At 73.7% G+C, this 15,479-nt stretch carries 16 protein-coding genes; 11 read left to right on the top strand and 5 right to left on the bottom strand.

Annotated elements, in window-relative coordinates; all coding sequences use genetic code 11:
* Window positions 1–62 precede the first annotated feature (62 nt).
* Complete coding sequence (locus C1708_RS13145; RefSeq protein ID WP_106412869.1) at window positions 63–419, top strand: YciI family protein; 357 nt, start codon at window positions 63–65, stop codon at window positions 417–419.
* A 64-nt stretch (window positions 420–483) separates the two neighbouring features.
* Window positions 484–1,758, top strand: a complete 1,275-nt coding sequence (locus tag C1708_RS13140; RefSeq protein ID WP_106412868.1) for an RNA polymerase sigma factor — start codon at window positions 484–486, stop codon at window positions 1,756–1,758.
* 395 nt (window positions 1,759–2,153) lie between these two features.
* Here the strand turns inward: C1708_RS13140 and C1708_RS13135 are convergent, their stop codons facing one another.
* Window positions 2,154–3,329: a class I SAM-dependent methyltransferase gene (locus C1708_RS13135; protein ID WP_198602486.1), complete on the bottom strand. Its 1,176-nt coding sequence runs from the start codon at window positions 3,327–3,329 to the stop codon at window positions 2,154–2,156.
* Between the two features lie 123 nt (window positions 3,330–3,452).
* Here C1708_RS13135 and C1708_RS13130 point away from each other — a divergent pair, with 123 nt between their 5' ends.
* The 6 genes from C1708_RS13130 to C1708_RS13105 all read left to right on the top strand — a co-directional run bounded on the left by C1708_RS13130 (window position 3,453) and on the right by C1708_RS13105 (window position 9,517).
* Window positions 3,453–4,340, top strand: a complete 888-nt coding sequence (locus tag C1708_RS13130; protein ID WP_241911242.1) for a polysaccharide deacetylase family protein — start codon at window positions 3,453–3,455, stop codon at window positions 4,338–4,340.
* A complete protein-coding gene (locus tag C1708_RS13125; RefSeq protein WP_106412866.1) occupies window positions 4,337–5,089 on the top strand; it encodes a polysaccharide deacetylase family protein in 753 nt (250 codons plus the stop codon). The genes C1708_RS13130 and C1708_RS13125 overlap by 4 nt, the downstream gene beginning before the upstream one ends.
* Before the next feature lie 298 nt (window positions 5,090–5,387).
* Window positions 5,388–5,696, top strand: coding sequence for a co-chaperone GroES (gene groES / locus C1708_RS13120; RefSeq protein ID WP_006130737.1), 309 nt, complete (start codon window positions 5,388–5,390; stop codon window positions 5,694–5,696).
* A gap of 150 nt (window positions 5,697–5,846) precedes the next feature.
* On the top strand, window positions 5,847–7,475 hold the full coding sequence (groL, locus tag C1708_RS13115; RefSeq protein WP_106412865.1) for a chaperonin GroEL: 1,629 nt from the start codon (window positions 5,847–5,849) through the stop codon (window positions 7,473–7,475).
* Window positions 7,476–7,653: 178 nt separating this feature from the next.
* Complete coding sequence (locus C1708_RS33990; RefSeq protein ID WP_106412864.1) at window positions 7,654–8,709, top strand: hypothetical protein; 1,056 nt, start codon at window positions 7,654–7,656, stop codon at window positions 8,707–8,709.
* Window positions 8,710–8,842: 133 nt separating this feature from the next.
* The gene (locus C1708_RS13105; RefSeq protein ID WP_241911241.1) at window positions 8,843–9,517 is read left to right on the top strand and encodes a hypothetical protein; all 675 of its coding nucleotides are present in this window, start codon (window positions 8,843–8,845) and stop codon (window positions 9,515–9,517) included.
* A 9-nt stretch (window positions 9,518–9,526) separates the two neighbouring features.
* Here the strand turns inward: C1708_RS13105 and C1708_RS13100 are convergent, their stop codons facing one another.
* Window positions 9,527–10,414, bottom strand: a complete 888-nt coding sequence (locus C1708_RS13100) for a septum formation family protein (RefSeq protein ID WP_106412863.1) — start codon at window positions 10,412–10,414, stop codon at window positions 9,527–9,529.
* Between the two features lie 127 nt (window positions 10,415–10,541).
* On the opposite strand from C1708_RS13100, the gene C1708_RS13095 reads away from it, so the two are divergent.
* Window positions 10,542–10,826, top strand: a complete 285-nt coding sequence (locus C1708_RS13095; protein ID WP_106412862.1) for a hypothetical protein — start codon at window positions 10,542–10,544, stop codon at window positions 10,824–10,826.
* 609 nt (window positions 10,827–11,435) lie between these two features.
* On the opposite strand, the gene C1708_RS13085 is transcribed toward C1708_RS13095, so the two are convergent.
* Together C1708_RS13085 and C1708_RS13080 are read right to left on the bottom strand one after the other, a co-directional pair.
* Window positions 11,436–12,209 (bottom strand): SDR family NAD(P)-dependent oxidoreductase, encoded by a 774-nt coding sequence (locus tag C1708_RS13085; RefSeq protein WP_106412860.1) that lies wholly within the window; start codon window positions 12,207–12,209, stop codon window positions 11,436–11,438.
* A 116-nt stretch (window positions 12,210–12,325) separates the two neighbouring features.
* Window positions 12,326–13,006, bottom strand: coding sequence for an MOSC domain-containing protein (locus tag C1708_RS13080; RefSeq protein ID WP_106412859.1), 681 nt, complete (start codon window positions 13,004–13,006; stop codon window positions 12,326–12,328).
* A 92-nt stretch (window positions 13,007–13,098) separates the two neighbouring features.
* Between C1708_RS13080 and C1708_RS13075 the strand changes: the two genes are divergently transcribed.
* On the top strand, window positions 13,099–13,995 hold the full coding sequence (locus C1708_RS13075) for a LysR family transcriptional regulator (RefSeq protein ID WP_106412858.1): 897 nt from the start codon (window positions 13,099–13,101) through the stop codon (window positions 13,993–13,995).
* A gap of 50 nt (window positions 13,996–14,045) precedes the next feature.
* On the opposite strand, the gene C1708_RS13070 is transcribed toward C1708_RS13075, so the two are convergent.
* On the bottom strand, window positions 14,046–14,378 hold the full coding sequence (locus C1708_RS13070) for a WhiB family transcriptional regulator (RefSeq protein ID WP_106412857.1): 333 nt from the start codon (window positions 14,376–14,378) through the stop codon (window positions 14,046–14,048).
* A gap of 382 nt (window positions 14,379–14,760) precedes the next feature.
* On the opposite strand from C1708_RS13070, the gene C1708_RS13065 reads away from it, so the two are divergent.
* Window positions 14,761–15,372 (top strand): response regulator transcription factor, encoded by a 612-nt coding sequence (locus C1708_RS13065; protein ID WP_003948568.1) that lies wholly within the window; start codon window positions 14,761–14,763, stop codon window positions 15,370–15,372.
* Window positions 15,373–15,479: the final 107 nt, after the last annotated feature.

Genomic DNA, 15,479 nt, shown 5'->3' with positions numbered 1-15,479 from the left:
CCCGTTCGACGCAGGGGTGAGAGGCCGGGAAGGACCGGCCCCGCACACCACGAGGAGGCGTCATGCCCCGCTATCTCTCCCTCATCCGGATCGACGAGAACGACTCCCCCGAGGGCGGCCCCAGCCCCGAGCTGATGCGGCGCATGGGCGAGCTGATCGAGGAGATGACCAAGAACGGCGTCCTGCTGGACACCGCAGGGCTGGCCCCGACCGCCCAGGGCTCCCGGGTCCACTACGAGGGCGGCCGGCTGTCCGTGACGGACGGACCGTTCACCGAGACCAAGGAGGTCGTCGGCGGATACGCCCTCCTCCAGGCCAAGGACAAGGCCGAGGCGATCGAGTGGACGAAGCGGTTCCTGAAGGTGCACGAGCCGCACTGGACGGTGACCTGCGAGGTCCGGGAGATCGAGGAGGGCTGACCGGCCCCGCCCGCCCGCGGAACCTGCTTGGCCCCACCGCCGTACGGGTGTCTGATGGTGGGCTGTGACACCACAGCCCACCGCCGGACCGGACGCCACGGCCGGGACCGTCGAGACCGTGTTCCGGATGGAGTTCCCACGGGTGGTCGCCGCGGTGGCCCGGATCGTCCGGGACGTCGGCATCGCCGAGGAACTCGCGCAGGACGCCCTGGTCGCGGCCCTGGAGCAGTGGCCGCGGGACGGGGTGCCCGGCAACCCGGGCGCCTGGCTCATGACCACCGCCCGCCGGCGCGCCGTCGACCTGGTCCGCCGCCGGGAGACCTACGCCCGCAAGCTCGCCGAGATCGGGCGGGACGCCGACCTGGTGACGGCCCCTCCGGAGCCGCCCGCCGGCCCGGACGACATCGACGACGACCTGCTGCGGCTCGTCTTCACCGCCTGCCACCCCGCCCTCTCCGCCGAGGCCCGCACCGCCCTCACCCTGCGGCTGCTCGGCGGCCTCACCACGGCCGAGATCGCCCGCGCCCTCCTGGTGCCGGAGGCGACGGCGGCGCAGCGGATCGTGCGCGCCAAACGCACCCTGGCCAGGCAGGACGTCGCCTTCGAGGTGCCGTACGGGCCCGACCGCGAGGCCCGGCTCGCATCGGTCCTCGACGTCATCTACCTGATCTTCAACGAGGGGTACGCGGCCACGGCCGGCGACGACTGGCTGCGCCCCGCGCTGTGCGAGGACGCGCTGCGGCTGGCCCGCGTGCTGTCCGGGCTGATGCCGAAGGAGCCCGAGGCGCACGGGCTGACCGCGCTGCTGGAGTTCCAGGCGTCCCGCACCGCCGCCCGCACCGGTCCCGACGGCGAGCCGGTGCTGCTGAAGGACCAGAACCGCGCCCGCTGGAACCGCATGCTCATCGCCCGCGGTGTCGCCGCCCTCGCCCGCGCCGACGCGGCCGCCTCCGGCCCCCCGGGCCCGTACGCCCTCCAGGCGGCCATCGCCGCCTGCCACGCGCACGCCTACCGCTACGAGGAGACGGACTGGCCGCGCATCGCCGCCCTCTACGGCCTGCTCGCCGCCCGCGCGCCGTCCCCGGTGGTCGAACTCAACCGCGCGGTCGCCGTCTCCATGGCGGAGGGACCGGAGGCGGCGCTGCCGCTCGTGGACGCCCTGACGACGGAGCCGGCGCTGCGCGACTACCACCTGCTGCCGTCCGTCCGCGGCGACCTCCTGGCCCGCCTCGGCCGGACGGAGGAGGCACGGGAGGAGTTCGCACGGGCGGCGGAGCTGGCGGGCAACGCGCGGGAGCGGGAGATGCTGCGGGGGCGGGCCGCGGAGCCGGGCGGCTGAGCGGGGCGCCGTCGCGCACCGCCTGACCACCCGTCGCTCAGCTGTCGAGCGCCCCACGCGGCCATGCGGGCCCCGCACGGTGCTCAGGCGCGGAGCCCGCCGCCCGAGGACCGGGCGCCCGCACGCGGACCGGGCCGCCGCCCGCCACCTGCCGGGCGGCGGTCGCACCCTCGTGCGGGGGCGGCCGTGTCCGCGCGTGGCGCGCTCGACGGCTGGTCGGTGGGCCGGGTGCCGGGCTGCCGGGCGGCACGGACCCCGCACGCGGCGGCTTCCGGCGCGTATGCGGGGCGCCCGCGTGTCACCCGGCGCCGCCTGGCCGGAACGGCGCCGTGTGCCGCCGGACGGCGGAGGTCCGCGGCCCGTCGGGGCGCCGTGACCCGGCGGGACGGCGCCGGTCAGCGCACCGGGTGGCCCAGGAGCATCGTCGGTGCGCCGGCGACCCGGGTCAGGAAGACCGTGACCGCCGCGGTGCCGTGCGGCTTCGGGAGGGCCTTGCGGCGCAGCTCCTCCGGTTCGACGGCCGAGCCGCGCTTCTTGACCGTCAGGGTGCCGACCTGCCGCTCCCGGAGCAGTGCCTTCAGTTTCTTGACGTTGAAGGGGAGCCGGTCGGTGATCTCGTAGGCCGTGGCGTACGGGGTGGGGCTCAGGGTGTCCGTGGTGATGTAGGCGATGGTCGGGTCGATCAGGCCGCCGTCGAGGGTTTCCGCGACCTCGGCCACCAGGTGGGAGCGGATGACGGCGCCGTCGGGTTCGTACACGTAGCGTCCGACCGGGCGGACCTCGGGGTCGGGGAGGCCCCGGGAGACCAGGGTGTGCGGGCCCGGGAGCAGGGTCGCGCGGATCGTGCCCGGGGCGGTGCCGAACCACAGGACCGCCTCCTTCACGTCCCCGCCGTCGGAGATCCACTCCGCCTCGGCCTCGGCCGGAACCGCCTCGTGCGGGATGCCGGGGGCGATCTTCAGGGCGGCGGCCCGGGGGGCCTTCAGTGCCGCCTGCACGGCCCAGGACAGGGGAGGCGAGTACGCCTCCGGGTCGAAGATCCGGCCGCGTTTCGACGAGCGCCGGGCCGGGTCCACGAACACCGCGTCGTACCCGGCGGTGTCCACCTCCGTCACATCCGCCTCGCGCACCTCGATGAGGCCGGCGAGTCCCAGCGCGTCGGCGTTGGCACGGGCGGCCGCGGCCGTCTGCGGGTCCCGGTCGACGGCCAGGACGCGGATACCGGCGCGGGCCAGGGCGATCGCGTCCCCGCCGATCCCGCAGCACAGGTCGGCGACCGACCGCACCCCCGCCGCCCGCAGCCGCTCGGCCCGGTACGCGGCGACACCGCGCCGGGTCGACTGCTCCACCCCGTTCGGCGTGAAGAACATCCGCCCCGCGTCCTCCGCCCCGAACTTCGCCACCGCCCGCTGCCGCAGCCGGGCCTGGCCGAGCGCCGCCGACACCAGCTCGGCGGGGTGTTCGCGGCGCAGCCGGGTCGCGACGGCGAGTTCGCGGGCCGGGTCGGTGTCGCGCACCTCGTCGAGGAGGGCGCGGCCTTCGGGGGTGAGGAGCGGGGCGAGGTCGTTCACCGGGTCATTGTGGGCCAGTCGGTGGACCGTGCGCCTCCGGCCGCGGTGTCGGGGCGGACGCGGGCCGGGCGACTGCGAGGATCCGGCCCCATGCGAGTAGTAGGACAAAACGATAAAAAGCGGATGCGGCGGGCGGGGGTGCGGACCGGTCTCGCCGCCCTCGCGCTCGCGGCCCTCGCCTCGGGATGCGGCCAGGGCAGCGACACGGTCGAACCGGCCGGCGGCCGGCCCCTCCAGGCGCCCCCGGCCCGCGCCCTCGACTCCTACGCCACCAAGCTGCGCGCCGCGCAGGCCGCACGGGCCGCCGCGGCGAAGCGCTGGGGGCTGGAGAAGGTCCCGCTGGCCGCGCCGCCGCCCCCGGCGAAGAAGCCGCGCATCACCACCCGGGACGGCTTCGAGGTCGACGGGCACGAACGGCTCGGCCTCCCGCCGGTCTTCACCACCGTCCCGGTCGAGGAGAAGGTCGTCTTCCTCACCATCGACGACGGCGCCGAGAAGGACCCCGAGTTCCTGCGGATGATGACCGACCTGCGGGTGCCGTACAGCGCCTTCCTCAGCGACTACCTGGTCAAGGAGGACTACGGCTACTTCAAGGACATGCAGGAGCGGGGCGTGGCCCTGCACAACCACACCCTCCGCCACCCGTACCTGCCGGCCCTCTCCCACGCCGAGCAGAAGCGCGAGATCTGCGGCATGCAGGACGTCGTCGAGAAGCGCTACGGCACCCGCCCCGTCCTCTTCCGCCCGCCCTACGGCAACTACGACAAGGCCACCCTGCGCGCGGCCAAGAGCTGCGGCATCACCCACGTCCCGCTGTGGAACGAGGAGGTCTTCGCCGACCGCTGGGAGTACCGCGAGTGGGACCGGAAGATCCGCCCCGGCGACATCGTGCTGTCCCACTTCCGGGGCCGCGGCGACTGGAAGGGCACCATGCCGGACATGATCCGCCGCTTCCTCGACAAGGTCACGGCCGAGGGGTACGCCGTGGGCAGGCTGGAGGACTACCTGTGAGGCGGCGCGGGACCCCGCGGGCTCTCCCGGCGGTCCTCGCCCTGCTCGCCGCGACCGCCGGATGCGCGGCCCCGCCCGGCACGGGACACGTGGCCTCCCGCGCCGGCGCGACGGCGAGCGCCTCCGCCCGGGCGCCGCTCCCGCCCGTCGTCGACCACGTCGCCACCGGCGACCCGGTCGTCTTCCTCACCTACGACGACGGCGCCGAACGCGACCCCCGCTTCATCGACCTGGTACGCGCACGCGGGCTGCCGGTCAGCATGTTCCTCACCGACAGCGTGATGGGCCCCGGCTACGGCCACTTCGCCCGCCTGCGCGCGGTCGGCGCGAACCTCCAGAACCACACCCTCGACCACCCGGCCCTGCCCGGCCTGCCCCTCGCCGCGCAGCGCGCCCAGATCTGCGGCCAGCAGCGCAAGCTCGCCGCCCGGTTCGGCGTCCGCCCCCGCCTCTTCCGCCCGCCCTACGGCCGCCACGACACCACCACCCTGCGCGCCGCCGCCGAGTGCGGCATCGCCGCGGTGGTCCTGTGGCGCGTGACCCTCGAACCCGACGGTCACCTCACCTACAGCCACGGCCCGCACCGCCTGCGCCCCGGCGACATCGTCTCCGTGCCGTCGGGCGAGGCCCCGCCCCTGACCCTGGCGGAACGCACCACACGGCTGCTCGGGGAGCTGGAGGAGCGGGGCCTGAAGGTGGGCAGGCTGGAGGACCACGTAGGTGTGATGTCCAGCCCGTCCGGCGCCTGAGGGCGAGGCCCGCGGGGCCGGAGGGGGGCCGGGGGCGCGGCCCTCGGCGGACGGCCACCTCACCGCCCCCACCGCACGGCTCCGTGCCGGAGACCGCCCCCGCCCCCCGACGCGCCGCACGGCAATTGGCACTCCGCTTGACCGAGTGCTAATCGCGGTCATAGTCTCAGGTCTGGCACTCCCCCCTGGAGAGTGCCAACAACGCGACGGGCAGGTCCGGCACCCGCGACGACGGATCGACCTGGTCGCCACCTCAGACAGTTAACCCCGTGAGATCTCCGAAGGGGGAGGTCGGATCGTGACGACCGCCAGCTCCAAGGTTGCCATCAAGCCGCTCGAGGACCGCATCGTGGTCCAGCCGCTCGACGCCGAGCAGACCACGGCTTCGGGCCTGGTCATTCCGGACACCGCGAAGGAGAAGCCCCAGGAGGGCGTCGTCCTGGCCATCGGTCCGGGCCGCTTCGAGGACGGCAAGCGCGTCGAGCTCGACGTGAAGGTCGGCGACGTCGTTCTGTACAGCAAGTACGGCGGCACCGAGGTCAAGTACAACGGCGAGGAGTACCTCGTCCTCTCGGCTCGCGACGTCCTCGCGATCGTCGAGAAGTAAGGGGACCCCGGGGCCTGCCCCGGACGACTCGACCTCGTAGCAAGTACTTCTGCTCGAACACTGCGCCCCTGGCCCCAGCATCCGACAAGGAGCCGGGTGGCCCAGGGGCGCAGTGATTTCACCTAGATTTCCGAGAGGGCTCCCGCTGCCATGGCGAAGATCCTGAAGTTCGACGAGGACGCCCGTCGCGCCCTCGAGCGCGGCGTCAACAAGCTTGCCGACACGGTCAAGGTGACGATCGGCCCCAAGGGCCGCAACGTCGTCATCGACAAGAAGTTCGGCGCCCCCACCATCACCAACGACGGTGTCACGATCGCCCGCGAGGTGGAGATCGAGGACCCGTACGAGAACCTCGGCGCGCAGCTCGTGAAGGAGGTGGCGACCAAGACCAACGACATCGCGGGTGACGGCACCACCACCGCCACCGTGCTGGCCCAGGCCCTGGTCCGCGAGGGCCTGAAGAACGTCGCCGCCGGCGCCTCCCCGGCCGCCCTGAAGAAGGGCATCGACGCCGCCGTCGCCGCGGTCTCCGAGGACCTGCTCGCCTCGGCCCGCCCGATCGACGAGAAGGCCGACATCGCCGCCGTCGCCGCGCTGTCCGCCCAGGACCAGCAGGTCGGCGAGCTCATCGCCGAGGCGATGGACAAGGTCGGCAAGGACGGCGTCATCACCGTCGAGGAGTCCAACACCTTCGGCCTGGAGCTGGACTTCACCGAGGGCATGGCCTTCGACAAGGGCTACCTGTCGCCGTACTTCGTGACGGACCAGGAGCGCATGGAGGCCGTCCTCGACGACCCGCAGATCCTGATCACCCAGGGCAAGATCTCCGCCATCGCGGACCTGCTGCCGCTGCTGGAGAAGGTCATCCAGGCCAACGCCTCCAAGCCGCTGCTGATCATCGCGGAGGACGTCGAGGGCGAGGCCCTGTCCACCCTGGTCGTCAACAAGATCCGCGGCACCTTCAACGCCGTCGCCGTCAAGGCGCCCGGCTTCGGCGACCGCCGCAAGGCGATGCTCCAGGACATGGCGGTCCTCACCGGCGCCACGGTCGTCTCCGAGGAGGTCGGCCTCAAGCTCGACCAGGTCGGCCTGGACGTGCTCGGCTCCGCCCGCCGCGTCACCGTCACCAAGGACGACACCACGATCGTCGACGGCGCCGGCAAGAAGGAGGACGTGGAGGCCCGCGTCGGCCAGATCAAGGCCGAGATCGAGACCACGGACTCCGACTGGGACCGCGAGAAGCTCCAGGAGCGCCTCGCGAAGCTGGCCGGCGGCGTGTGCGTGATCAAGGTCGGCGCCGCCACCGAGGTGGAGCTGAAGGAGAAGAAGCACCGTCTGGAGGACGCCATCTCCGCGACCCGCGCCGCGGTCGAGGAGGGCATCGTCTCCGGTGGTGGCTCCGCGCTGGTCCACGCCGTCAAGGTCCTCGAGAACAACCTCGACAAGACCGGCGACGAGGCCACCGGTGTCTCCGTGGTCCGCAAGGCCGCCGTCGAGCCGCTGCGCTGGATCGCCGAGAACGCCGGCCTCGAGGGCTACGTCATCGTCTCCAAGGTCGCCGAGCTGGAGAAGGGCAGCGGTTACAACGCCGCCACCGGCGAGTACGGCGACCTGGTCAAGGCCGGCGTCATCGACCCGGTCAAGGTGACCCGCTCCGCCCTGGAGAACGCCGCCTCCATCGCCTCCCTCCTGCTCACGACCGAGACCCTGGTCGTCGAGAAGAAGGAAGAGGAAGAGCCGACCGCCGCCGGTGGCCACGGCCACGGCCACGCCCACTGACGACCCGAGTCGCCAGAACCCGAGCTGAGGCCCGGCACCCCGTCCGCACGGACGGCGGGTGCCGGGCCTCCGCCGTACCCCGCAGCGGTGCCCCTGTCCCGCCCCGCCCGATCATGGAACCGCACCACGCCCGACCGGAGTCTGAGCACACGGCGGCCGAAACGAGAGGGGGACGGCGATGGACCAGGTGCTCTACGGGGAACGCTCCCGCAACCCGCTCGCGCGCACCGTGCGGCTCACCGAGCACGCGCTGCGCCGCGGCGGCCGGACGACCCCGCTGGAGGAACTGAACCTCGCCGCCATGGCCGAAGCGTTTCTGCGGGGCGCCTGGCTGGGCGGCGGAGGCGCGGAACGTCCCCTGCAGGCGCTCCCCGAGGGAGCCGGCCTGGTCCCCGTCACCCGGGCGACCGGCACCTGCGTACCCCTGAGGGTGCGTCAGGCGGCGGCCTTCGCCCGCGCGCTCGGCGAACTCGCGGTGCGCCGCTGCGGCGGCCCCGGGCAGGTCGCCGCCCTCGCCGCGCGGGCGCGGCAGGAGGGCGTACCGCTGTGGATCGCCCGCCGCTACGCGCACGGCCCCGCCGGTCCGATCGCGGTGGCCGTGGACCGCCGCCAGGTCCGCGTCGACGTCTGGGGCCCGTACGCCCCCGCCGTCCGCCTGCGCGCGCCGTACGGCTTCCGGGGCAGCAGCACCTCCGACACGGACACCGGGCTGGTCCTGACCGTGGGGGACGCCGTCGCCCGGCTCGTGCTGCGCAAGAAGTTCCGGAAGTCCAGAAGCGCGGTGGAGATCCGGCTGCCCGACCGGCAGTGGACTCTGCGCCGGGGGGACGCGGCGAGCTCCTGGCTGCTGCGGGGTGAGACACCGGTCGCCCTGCTGACCCGGCCGCCCCGCGGGACGGCCCCCGCCCCCGGCGCCCTGCTGCTGCCGCTGGCCGACGTCCGCCACGAGAGCCCCGACCCGCTGGACGCCGTGATGGCCCACGCGGTCGCGGTGTCCTTCGGCCTCGGCGACGCGACGGGCCTGGCCCGCTTCCGCTCCGCCGACCCGCGCCGCGACACCGGCGACGACGGCTGGGACCTTCCCTGGTTCAGCAACCTCGGCCGCGGCCGCGACGACAACGAACCCGGCGGCGGCGACGGCTGGGGCAGCGACGGCGGTGACGCGGGGGACGGAGGCGGCGGAAGCGGCGACGGGGGAGGGGGCGACGGGGGTGGCGGCGGAGGGGGCGACTAGGACGGACACCGGGTCCGGAGGCGTCCGGCGGGGGCGTCGAAGCGGGACGTCGGAGTACCCCACGCTCGATTCCGGTCCGGCACCGGGCGACCTGAGGACCTGAGGACCTGAGGACCTGGGGACCGTCCGGCTGATGGTCAAGGCGATCGGCCGGGTCAGCCGCGAACGTCCGGCGCGGCACGACGGCCCCGGACCGACCGACCCAGGAGGCGGGATGCCGCTGCAGGCGCAGCTCAGGGCGGTGCTGCGGGAAGGCGCGCGCGGCGCCGAGCGGTACGACGTACGCCATCTGCGACGCTCGTGGCGGGAGTTCGCGGCCTTCGCCTGCGTCGTCGAGCAGTACGGCTACCGGTACGACGGACTGTCCCCCCTTCCTCCCCAGGGCAGTCCGCATCCGTACTTCGCCTTCCGCCGCATGACGGACGCCGCCGAACGGGCGGCCCGCACCGCCGCGCTGCACCCGGACGCCCTGGACGGCGGCCCGCTGCCCGGCATGCGTCCCGGCGGGCACCGGCTGCGTCCGCTGCCCGAGGCGCGGCGCGAGGCCGGCCTGCTGCACGCGCGCATCATGGTCGACCACGGCCGCACGCACCGGCGGCGCGGGCTGATCGCTCTGCTGCTCGTCCCCTCGGCGCTGCTCATCCCGCTCTCCCAGGCCGGCTTCTCGCAGGGAGCGGCCCTCGTGTGCGCCGCCGTGTGGCTGTTCTTCGCCGTCCTGCGGGCGCTGGGCCTGTTCCTCGCCCGGCACCGATGTCGCACGTACGGCCGGATGCTGCGGGACGCGGGCATCACCTGGCCGCCGGCCTGAGGCGGGGCCTCAGCCCGCCCAGACCTCGGCCTCGTCGGCCGGGACGGTGGTGGCCAGGCCCAGTTCCTTGCGGGCGGCGACCGACTTGCCCGGGTCGATGAGGGTGAACCCGGCGTCGTAGGCGACGTAGAAGGTGTCGAGGTCGGCGGCGTTCGCGGCCTTCCTCCACTCGCCGGCCGCCTCGGCCAGCGTCCCGCGGAGCGTGCCGACCTCGCTGCCCTTGACGCCCTTCAGCCCCTCGACGTGCGTGTCGAGGGCGGCGGCGACGGCCTTGGCCTGCGCCTGGTAGCCGTCCAGGTCGCCCTCGACGTCGTCCGTCTCCGGCTGGTTGGCCCACAGGGCCTCGTACACCGCGTTGGAGCCCTCGAGGTAGGTGAGCTGCTCGGGTCCGAGGGTCTTCGCGGTGGCCAGCGAGCCCTTGAAGGTGCCCTTCTCCGTGCTGTACGTGCAGGTCACCAACCGGTCGTTCGTCGCCCAGCTCTCGGCGGTCGGGGTGTAGTACGACAGGCCGACGCCCTGGGGCAGTGCCCAGGTGTCCGGGGCGAACTTCTGCGCCTCGGCCGGGCAGCGGGTGTCCGCGATCGTCGTGACGGCGTCCTCGCCGGGGAACTTCCCTCCCTGCCGGATCGCGAACTCGCCGACCACCTGGCCCTGATGCGCCTCGTCGCAGGGCACGATCTCGACGAGGTACGCCTCGCCCTCGGCCTTTCCGTTCGGGTTGTAGCAGTCCCCGACGTCGAGCGAGAACACCGAACGCTGACGGGCGGCCTTCTTCGCGCCGTCCTTGGCGCTGTCGACGGCCTCGGAGACGTCCGAGCACCCCACCGCACCGGCCGCGAGCACGGCGACGACGGCGGACAGGCCGCGAAGTGAACGGTACGGGGGACGGACGGCCATGGTGTCTCCAAGCTGCGGTGCGATGCGCGGGGAGGCCTCGCCTCCCCTGCGCCTGTGACACGCGGAGGTCCGGAAAGGTTGTAACACCGTCGCTTCAGCGCGCCGTCGAGGTGCCTGGGATGCCCGCATGCCCGAGCCGGGACGGAGGAAGTACCGCACCTGGTTCGTCGCGTGGGCGGTGGTGTGCGTGGCCGGTCTCGCCGCCATCGGCACGCTGACCGGCTCCCCGCCCTCCGGCGGTCCGCCCACCAGCTCGAGCTGCGCCGGCCACATCGCGGGGATCGAGGCCCGGCCGGCCGAACTCGGGAACGAGGACACGGGCCACGCCCTCGTGGCCCTCGCCGACGGCTCGGCCGACACCGAACACGACTGCGACGACGAGCTCCGCGAGCGCTTCGACGGCGACCCGTGAGCCGTCGGCCCGTGAGCCGCTCAGGTTCTGTGGCGGCCTTCCCGCTCCGCTCGGACCTGTTCCTTCAGCCGGTGCGCCACCGTGCCGCTGTCCAGCGGACCGGCACGGGGTGGTGGTGAGGTGGGGCGGCGGCAGAGGGTTCCTTCACCGGCCGGAAGAGCGTGGCCTGTACGTGGCAGCCCTCGCATGCACGGAGGGCCGCGAGTCGGCTGGACGGGCGTGCAGGGGCGGGCCGTCCGGTGGCGGACGCGCCGCTGGGTGCGGGCGGCACGTCACGGAGCAGGTGGCGCGGAAGGCCGCCGGGGCGGTGGACCGGAGTGCCGTCGTCGGGGAGGCCGCGCAGGATGTGCGTGCGGACGGCGGCGGGGATGTGACCGGCCGCGAGCCAACGGGATCCTCCTGCCGGGACCACTCCTCGTCCTCCACACCCCCGACCGGGACGGACTCGGCGGCGCCGCGGGGGTCGAGGGCCCCCGCATAGGCCTCGACGGCTTCACGGGCACCGTCGGGGGATGCCGAGGACGAGGGCGAGGGCGAGGGCGCCGAGACCGCGGACTGGGCCGGTCACGGCCCTTCACCTCCCGGGGGGAGACCCGTGTCCCCCCGCCGCTAGCGGGGCCCGTACTTGCGGCCGGTCTTCGAGGAGATGCCGCCCAGCAGGTTCCGCGGGACCAGCTTCGACGCCCCGAGCAGCACCTTGTACCGCGGGTCCGGGACGGACAGCGACTTGCCCCGGGCGAGGTCCGCCAGCGCCGCCGCGGCGACCTTGTCCGCGTCCAGCCACATCCACCGGGGGATGTTGTCCGTGCCCATACCGGCCCGCTGGTGGAACTCGGTGCGCACGAAGCCGGGGCACAGCGCCATCAGGCGTACGCCGTGACCGGCCAGGTCCTGCGCCGCGCCCTGGGTGAACTGCACGACCCACGCCTTCGACGCCCCGTACGTCCCGCGCGGCACGAACGCCGCGGTCGAGGCGACGTTCACGACCCCGCCGCGTCCGCGCTCCCGCATCGCCGCCACCGCCGCCGACGTCAGCCGGAGCACGGCCTCGCAGTGGACCTTGAGCATCATCAGCTCGTCGGACACGGGGACCTCGAGGTAGCGGCCCTTGTGCCCGAACCCGGCGTTGTTGATCAGCAGGTCGACGGGGTTCCTGCGGTCGCCGAGCCGGCGTTCCACCGTCTCGATGCCCTGGTCCTCGGCGAGGTCGGCGGTCAGCACCTCCGCCTCGATGCCGTGGCGGTCGTGCAGCTCGGTCGCCTGTTCCCGCAGCCGGGCGGTGTTCCGGGCCACGAGCACCAGGTCGTGCCCCTCGGCCGCCAGCCGCCGCGCGAACGCGGCACCGATCCCCGCCGTCGATCCCGTAATCAGAGCCGTTGTCATGGCCCAAGAGTAGTTACCCGGAGCGGAGACGTCCGCTCTGTGGTCCGGGCCGACACCGGGCCGTGCGGTCCCGCCGGGCCGGCGCCGGGCCGACCGGGCAGGGGCCGGGCTCGCGGTCAGACCTCGGCGGTCGCACCCGACTTCTCCACGTGCTCCCGCGCCATCCTCAGCGCCTCCGGGTGCAGCGCGTCCCCCGCCGCCAGCAGCCGGGGGAGCAGGGCGCGCTCCGTCGTCACCGCGCGGAACTGGAGGGCCACCGTCACGTCGTGGTCCGGGCGGTGGGCGATGCGGACGGCGTCGCCCGCGCGCACCTCCCCGGGGGTGATCACCCGGAAGTACGCTCCCGGCGCGCCCCGCTCCGTGAACCGCTTGACCCAGCCGTCCTCGCCCAGGTGGCCCTGGAAGGTGCGGCAGGGGATGCGTCCTGAGGTGACCTCCAGGACGACCTCGGGTCCCACGGCCCAGCGCTCGCCGATCAGCGCGCCGGAGACGTCGACGCCCAGGGTGGTGAGGTTCTCGCCGAACGAGCCGTGGGGCAGGGTGCGCCCCAGCGTGCGCTCCCACTCGTCGAGGTCCTCGCGGGCCACCGCGTACACCGCCTGGTCGTCCCCGCCGTGGTGCCGCGTCTCGCACACCGCGTCACCGGCCAGACCGCTCCCGCCGGCGCCCTTCGGGCCGGGCGCGGCCACCCGCACCGGCCCGTCCACCGGACGCTTGTCGATGCCGGTCAGGCCGTCACGCTGGCCCGTGTACGGGACGGGCCGGGGCCGGCCCAGATTCACAGACAGAAGCTTCATGCGGTGCACGGTAAGGCATGCACATCAAAGCGTCGACGTGTTTATTTCCTTTTGATCAAAGGCGTACTTATCCCTGTGCGTATCCTGGCAGGGTGATCGAAGCCCGCCACCTCCGCGTGCTGCGCGCCGTGGCCTCCACCGGTTCCTTCTCCGCCGCCGCCCGTGAACTGGGCTGCACCCAGCCCGCCGTCAGCCAGCAGATGAAGGCCCTGGAGACGTCCGTCGGCACGCCGCTGCTCATCCGCTCCGGCCGTGAGATGCGGCTGACCCAGGCCGGTGAGGCGCTGGTGCGGCACGCGGCGGGGATCCTCGCCGGGCTCACCGCCGCCGAGGAGGAGGTCGCGGCCATCGCCGGACTGCGCGCGGGGCGGGTGCGGCTGGTGTCGTTCCCCAGCGGCAGCTCCACGCTCGTGCCGACCGCCCTCGCCGCGCTGCGCGACGCCCACCCCGGCACCCGGGTCTCACTCGAGGAGGCCGAACCGCCCCGCTCCGTGCGGATGCTGCGCGAGGGCGACTGCGACATCGCCCTCGCCTTCCGGTACGAGGGCGCGGCGGGCGGGGAGGAGTGGGACGACCTGGTGGTACGGCCGCTGCTGTCGGACCGGCTGGTGGGACTCGTGCCGGAACGGCACCGGCTGGCGCGGGCGGGGTCGGTCGCCATCGGCGAACTCGCGGGGGAGCCGTGGATCGCGGGCTGCCCGCGCTGCCGGGGCCAGCTCGTCGAGGTGTGCGAGACGGCCGGTTTCACCCCGCGCATCGACTTCGCGACCGACGACTACCCGGCGGTCGCCGGTCTGGTCGGCGCGGGGCTCGGCGTCGCGGTCCTGCCGCAGCTCGCGCTGGAGTCGCTGCGGCCGCGCGGTGTGCGCACCGTGGACCTGGAACCCGCCGTGCGGCGGGAGATCGTCGCGCTCACCCTGCCGGACCTCGCCCAGGTGCCCGCGGTCACCGCGACGCTGGAGAAGCTGGCGGCGGCCGCCGCCAGGTGACGCCCCAAGGGCACGCGGGCGTGCCCGGGATTCTTCAGAGAAACGTTCCTTCAGGGGTTCGAGGCGGTGGCGTGTCCACCGGCGCCCGACGCCGACACCAGCCGGTTGCGCGCCCGCCCCATCAGCTCTTCGCGTTCGTCCTCGGTCAGGCCGCCCCACACGCCGTACGGCTCGCGCACCGCCAGCGCGTGTGCGGCGCACTCGGCGCGCACCGGGCACCTCATGCAGACCTCCTTGGCCGAGTTCTCACGTGCGCTGCGAGCGGCGCCCCGTTCGCCCTCCGGGTGGAAGAAGAGCGAACTGTCCACCCCGCGGCAGGCGGCCAGGAGCTGCCAGTCCCACAGGTCCGCGTTCGGTCCGGGAAGGCGGGAGAAATCTGCCATTGCGTGACCCCTTGTAGCCGTGACTGGGCGGATCCGGTGTCCACAACCGTACAACTGCGATCAAAGGAGATGAAAATATGACTCATTGCGAATTTAGCTCTGGACACTGATGAAGGGGAAGAAAAGGGTCTGAATGGGGCATGAGTTGTGGTGAAAGTCCGAGGGGTGCGCCGCGCGTGTCTCCACCGTGAGCACCTCCTCACGTAGAGTGCCGAAGATGGCAGACGGCCCCGTAACTCTTTCGAGTGACCGTCGTTGAGAGTGCGAGGCGGTTGAAGGAACAAGCGCTCGGGCGGGCGTCCGAGACGGTCGACCGCACAGGTGTCGATTTCGTACCAGCCTGGAGGCTCAAGGTGACGCGCATCAGCTGCGGAGGGCGGCCATGACTTCCGTCCTCGTCTGCGACGACTCCCCGCTTGCCCGAGAGGCGCTCCGCCGCGCGGTCGCGACCGTGCCCGGCGTCGAGCGCGTGACGACGGCGGCCAACGGCGAGGAAGTGCTCCGCCGCTGGGGCGCCGACCGCTCGGACCTGATTCTGATGGACGTACGCATGCCCGGTCTGGGCGGCGTCGAGACAGTGCGGCGGCTGCTCTCCGCCGACCCCGGAGCACGCATCATCATGCTCACGGTCGCCGAGGACCTGGACGGCGTCGCCCTCGCGGTGGCCGCCGGGGCCCGCGGCTACCTGCACAAGGACGCCTCCCGGGCGGAGCTGCGCGCCACGGTCACGCAGGCGCTCGCCGACCCGACCTGGCGGCTCGCCCCGCGCCGGCTGCGCTCGGCCGAGATGGGCGCGGCGCCCACGCTCACCGCGCGTGAGATCCAGGTGCTCGAGGGGATGAGCCACGGCCGCTCCAACGCGGAGATCGGCCGCGAGCTGTTCCTCTCCGAGGACACGGTCAAGACGCACGCGCGCCGTCTCTTCAAGAAGCTCGGCGCCTCGGACCGGGCCCACGCGGTGGCGCTCGGGTTCCGGTGGGGTCTGGTGCGGTAGGCCGACCCGTCCCCGGGCCGGGCCGGCCGGGACGCGGGGCGCCTCACGGGCGCAGGGGCCGGATGCCGATGCGGATCCGGACCTCGATCCGGTGAGCGGTTGCCCCG

The sequence above is a fragment of the Streptomyces sp. DH-12 genome, assembly GCF_002899455.1.
Taxonomy (GTDB): Bacteria; Actinomycetota; Actinomycetes; order Streptomycetales; family Streptomycetaceae; genus Streptomyces.
This window is presented reverse-complemented; position numbering and strand designations above follow the sequence as displayed.

What these genes read in the sequence shown, in the direction of transcription:
- C1708_RS33990 (WP_106412864.1), top strand. Translation starts at nt 7,654, where the DNA reads ATGGACCAGGTGCTCTACGGGGAACGCTCCCGCAACCCGCTCGCGCGC.
- C1708_RS13065 (WP_003948568.1), top strand. Translation starts at nt 14,761, where the DNA reads ATGACTTCCGTCCTCGTCTGCGACGACTCCCCGCTTGCCCGAGAGGCG.
- C1708_RS13070 (WP_106412857.1), bottom strand. Translation starts at nt 14,378, where the DNA reads ATGGCAGATTTCTCCCGCCTTCCCGGACCGAACGCGGACCTGTGGGAC.
- C1708_RS13085 (WP_106412860.1), bottom strand. Translation starts at nt 12,209, where the DNA reads ATGACAACGGCTCTGATTACGGGATCGACGGCGGGGATCGGTGCCGCG.
- C1708_RS13130 (WP_241911242.1), top strand. Translation starts at nt 3,453, where the DNA reads ATGCGGCGGGCGGGGGTGCGGACCGGTCTCGCCGCCCTCGCGCTCGCG.
- C1708_RS13080 (WP_106412859.1), bottom strand. Translation starts at nt 13,006, where the DNA reads ATGAAGCTTCTGTCTGTGAATCTGGGCCGGCCCCGGCCCGTCCCGTAC.
- C1708_RS13145 (WP_106412869.1), top strand. Translation starts at nt 63, where the DNA reads ATGCCCCGCTATCTCTCCCTCATCCGGATCGACGAGAACGACTCCCCC.
- groL (WP_106412865.1), top strand. Translation starts at nt 5,847, where the DNA reads ATGGCGAAGATCCTGAAGTTCGACGAGGACGCCCGTCGCGCCCTCGAG.
- C1708_RS13095 (WP_106412862.1), top strand. Translation starts at nt 10,542, where the DNA reads ATGCCCGAGCCGGGACGGAGGAAGTACCGCACCTGGTTCGTCGCGTGG.
- C1708_RS13105 (WP_241911241.1), top strand. Translation starts at nt 8,843, where the DNA reads ATGGTCAAGGCGATCGGCCGGGTCAGCCGCGAACGTCCGGCGCGGCAC.
- C1708_RS13100 (WP_106412863.1), bottom strand. Translation starts at nt 10,414, where the DNA reads ATGGCCGTCCGTCCCCCGTACCGTTCACTTCGCGGCCTGTCCGCCGTC.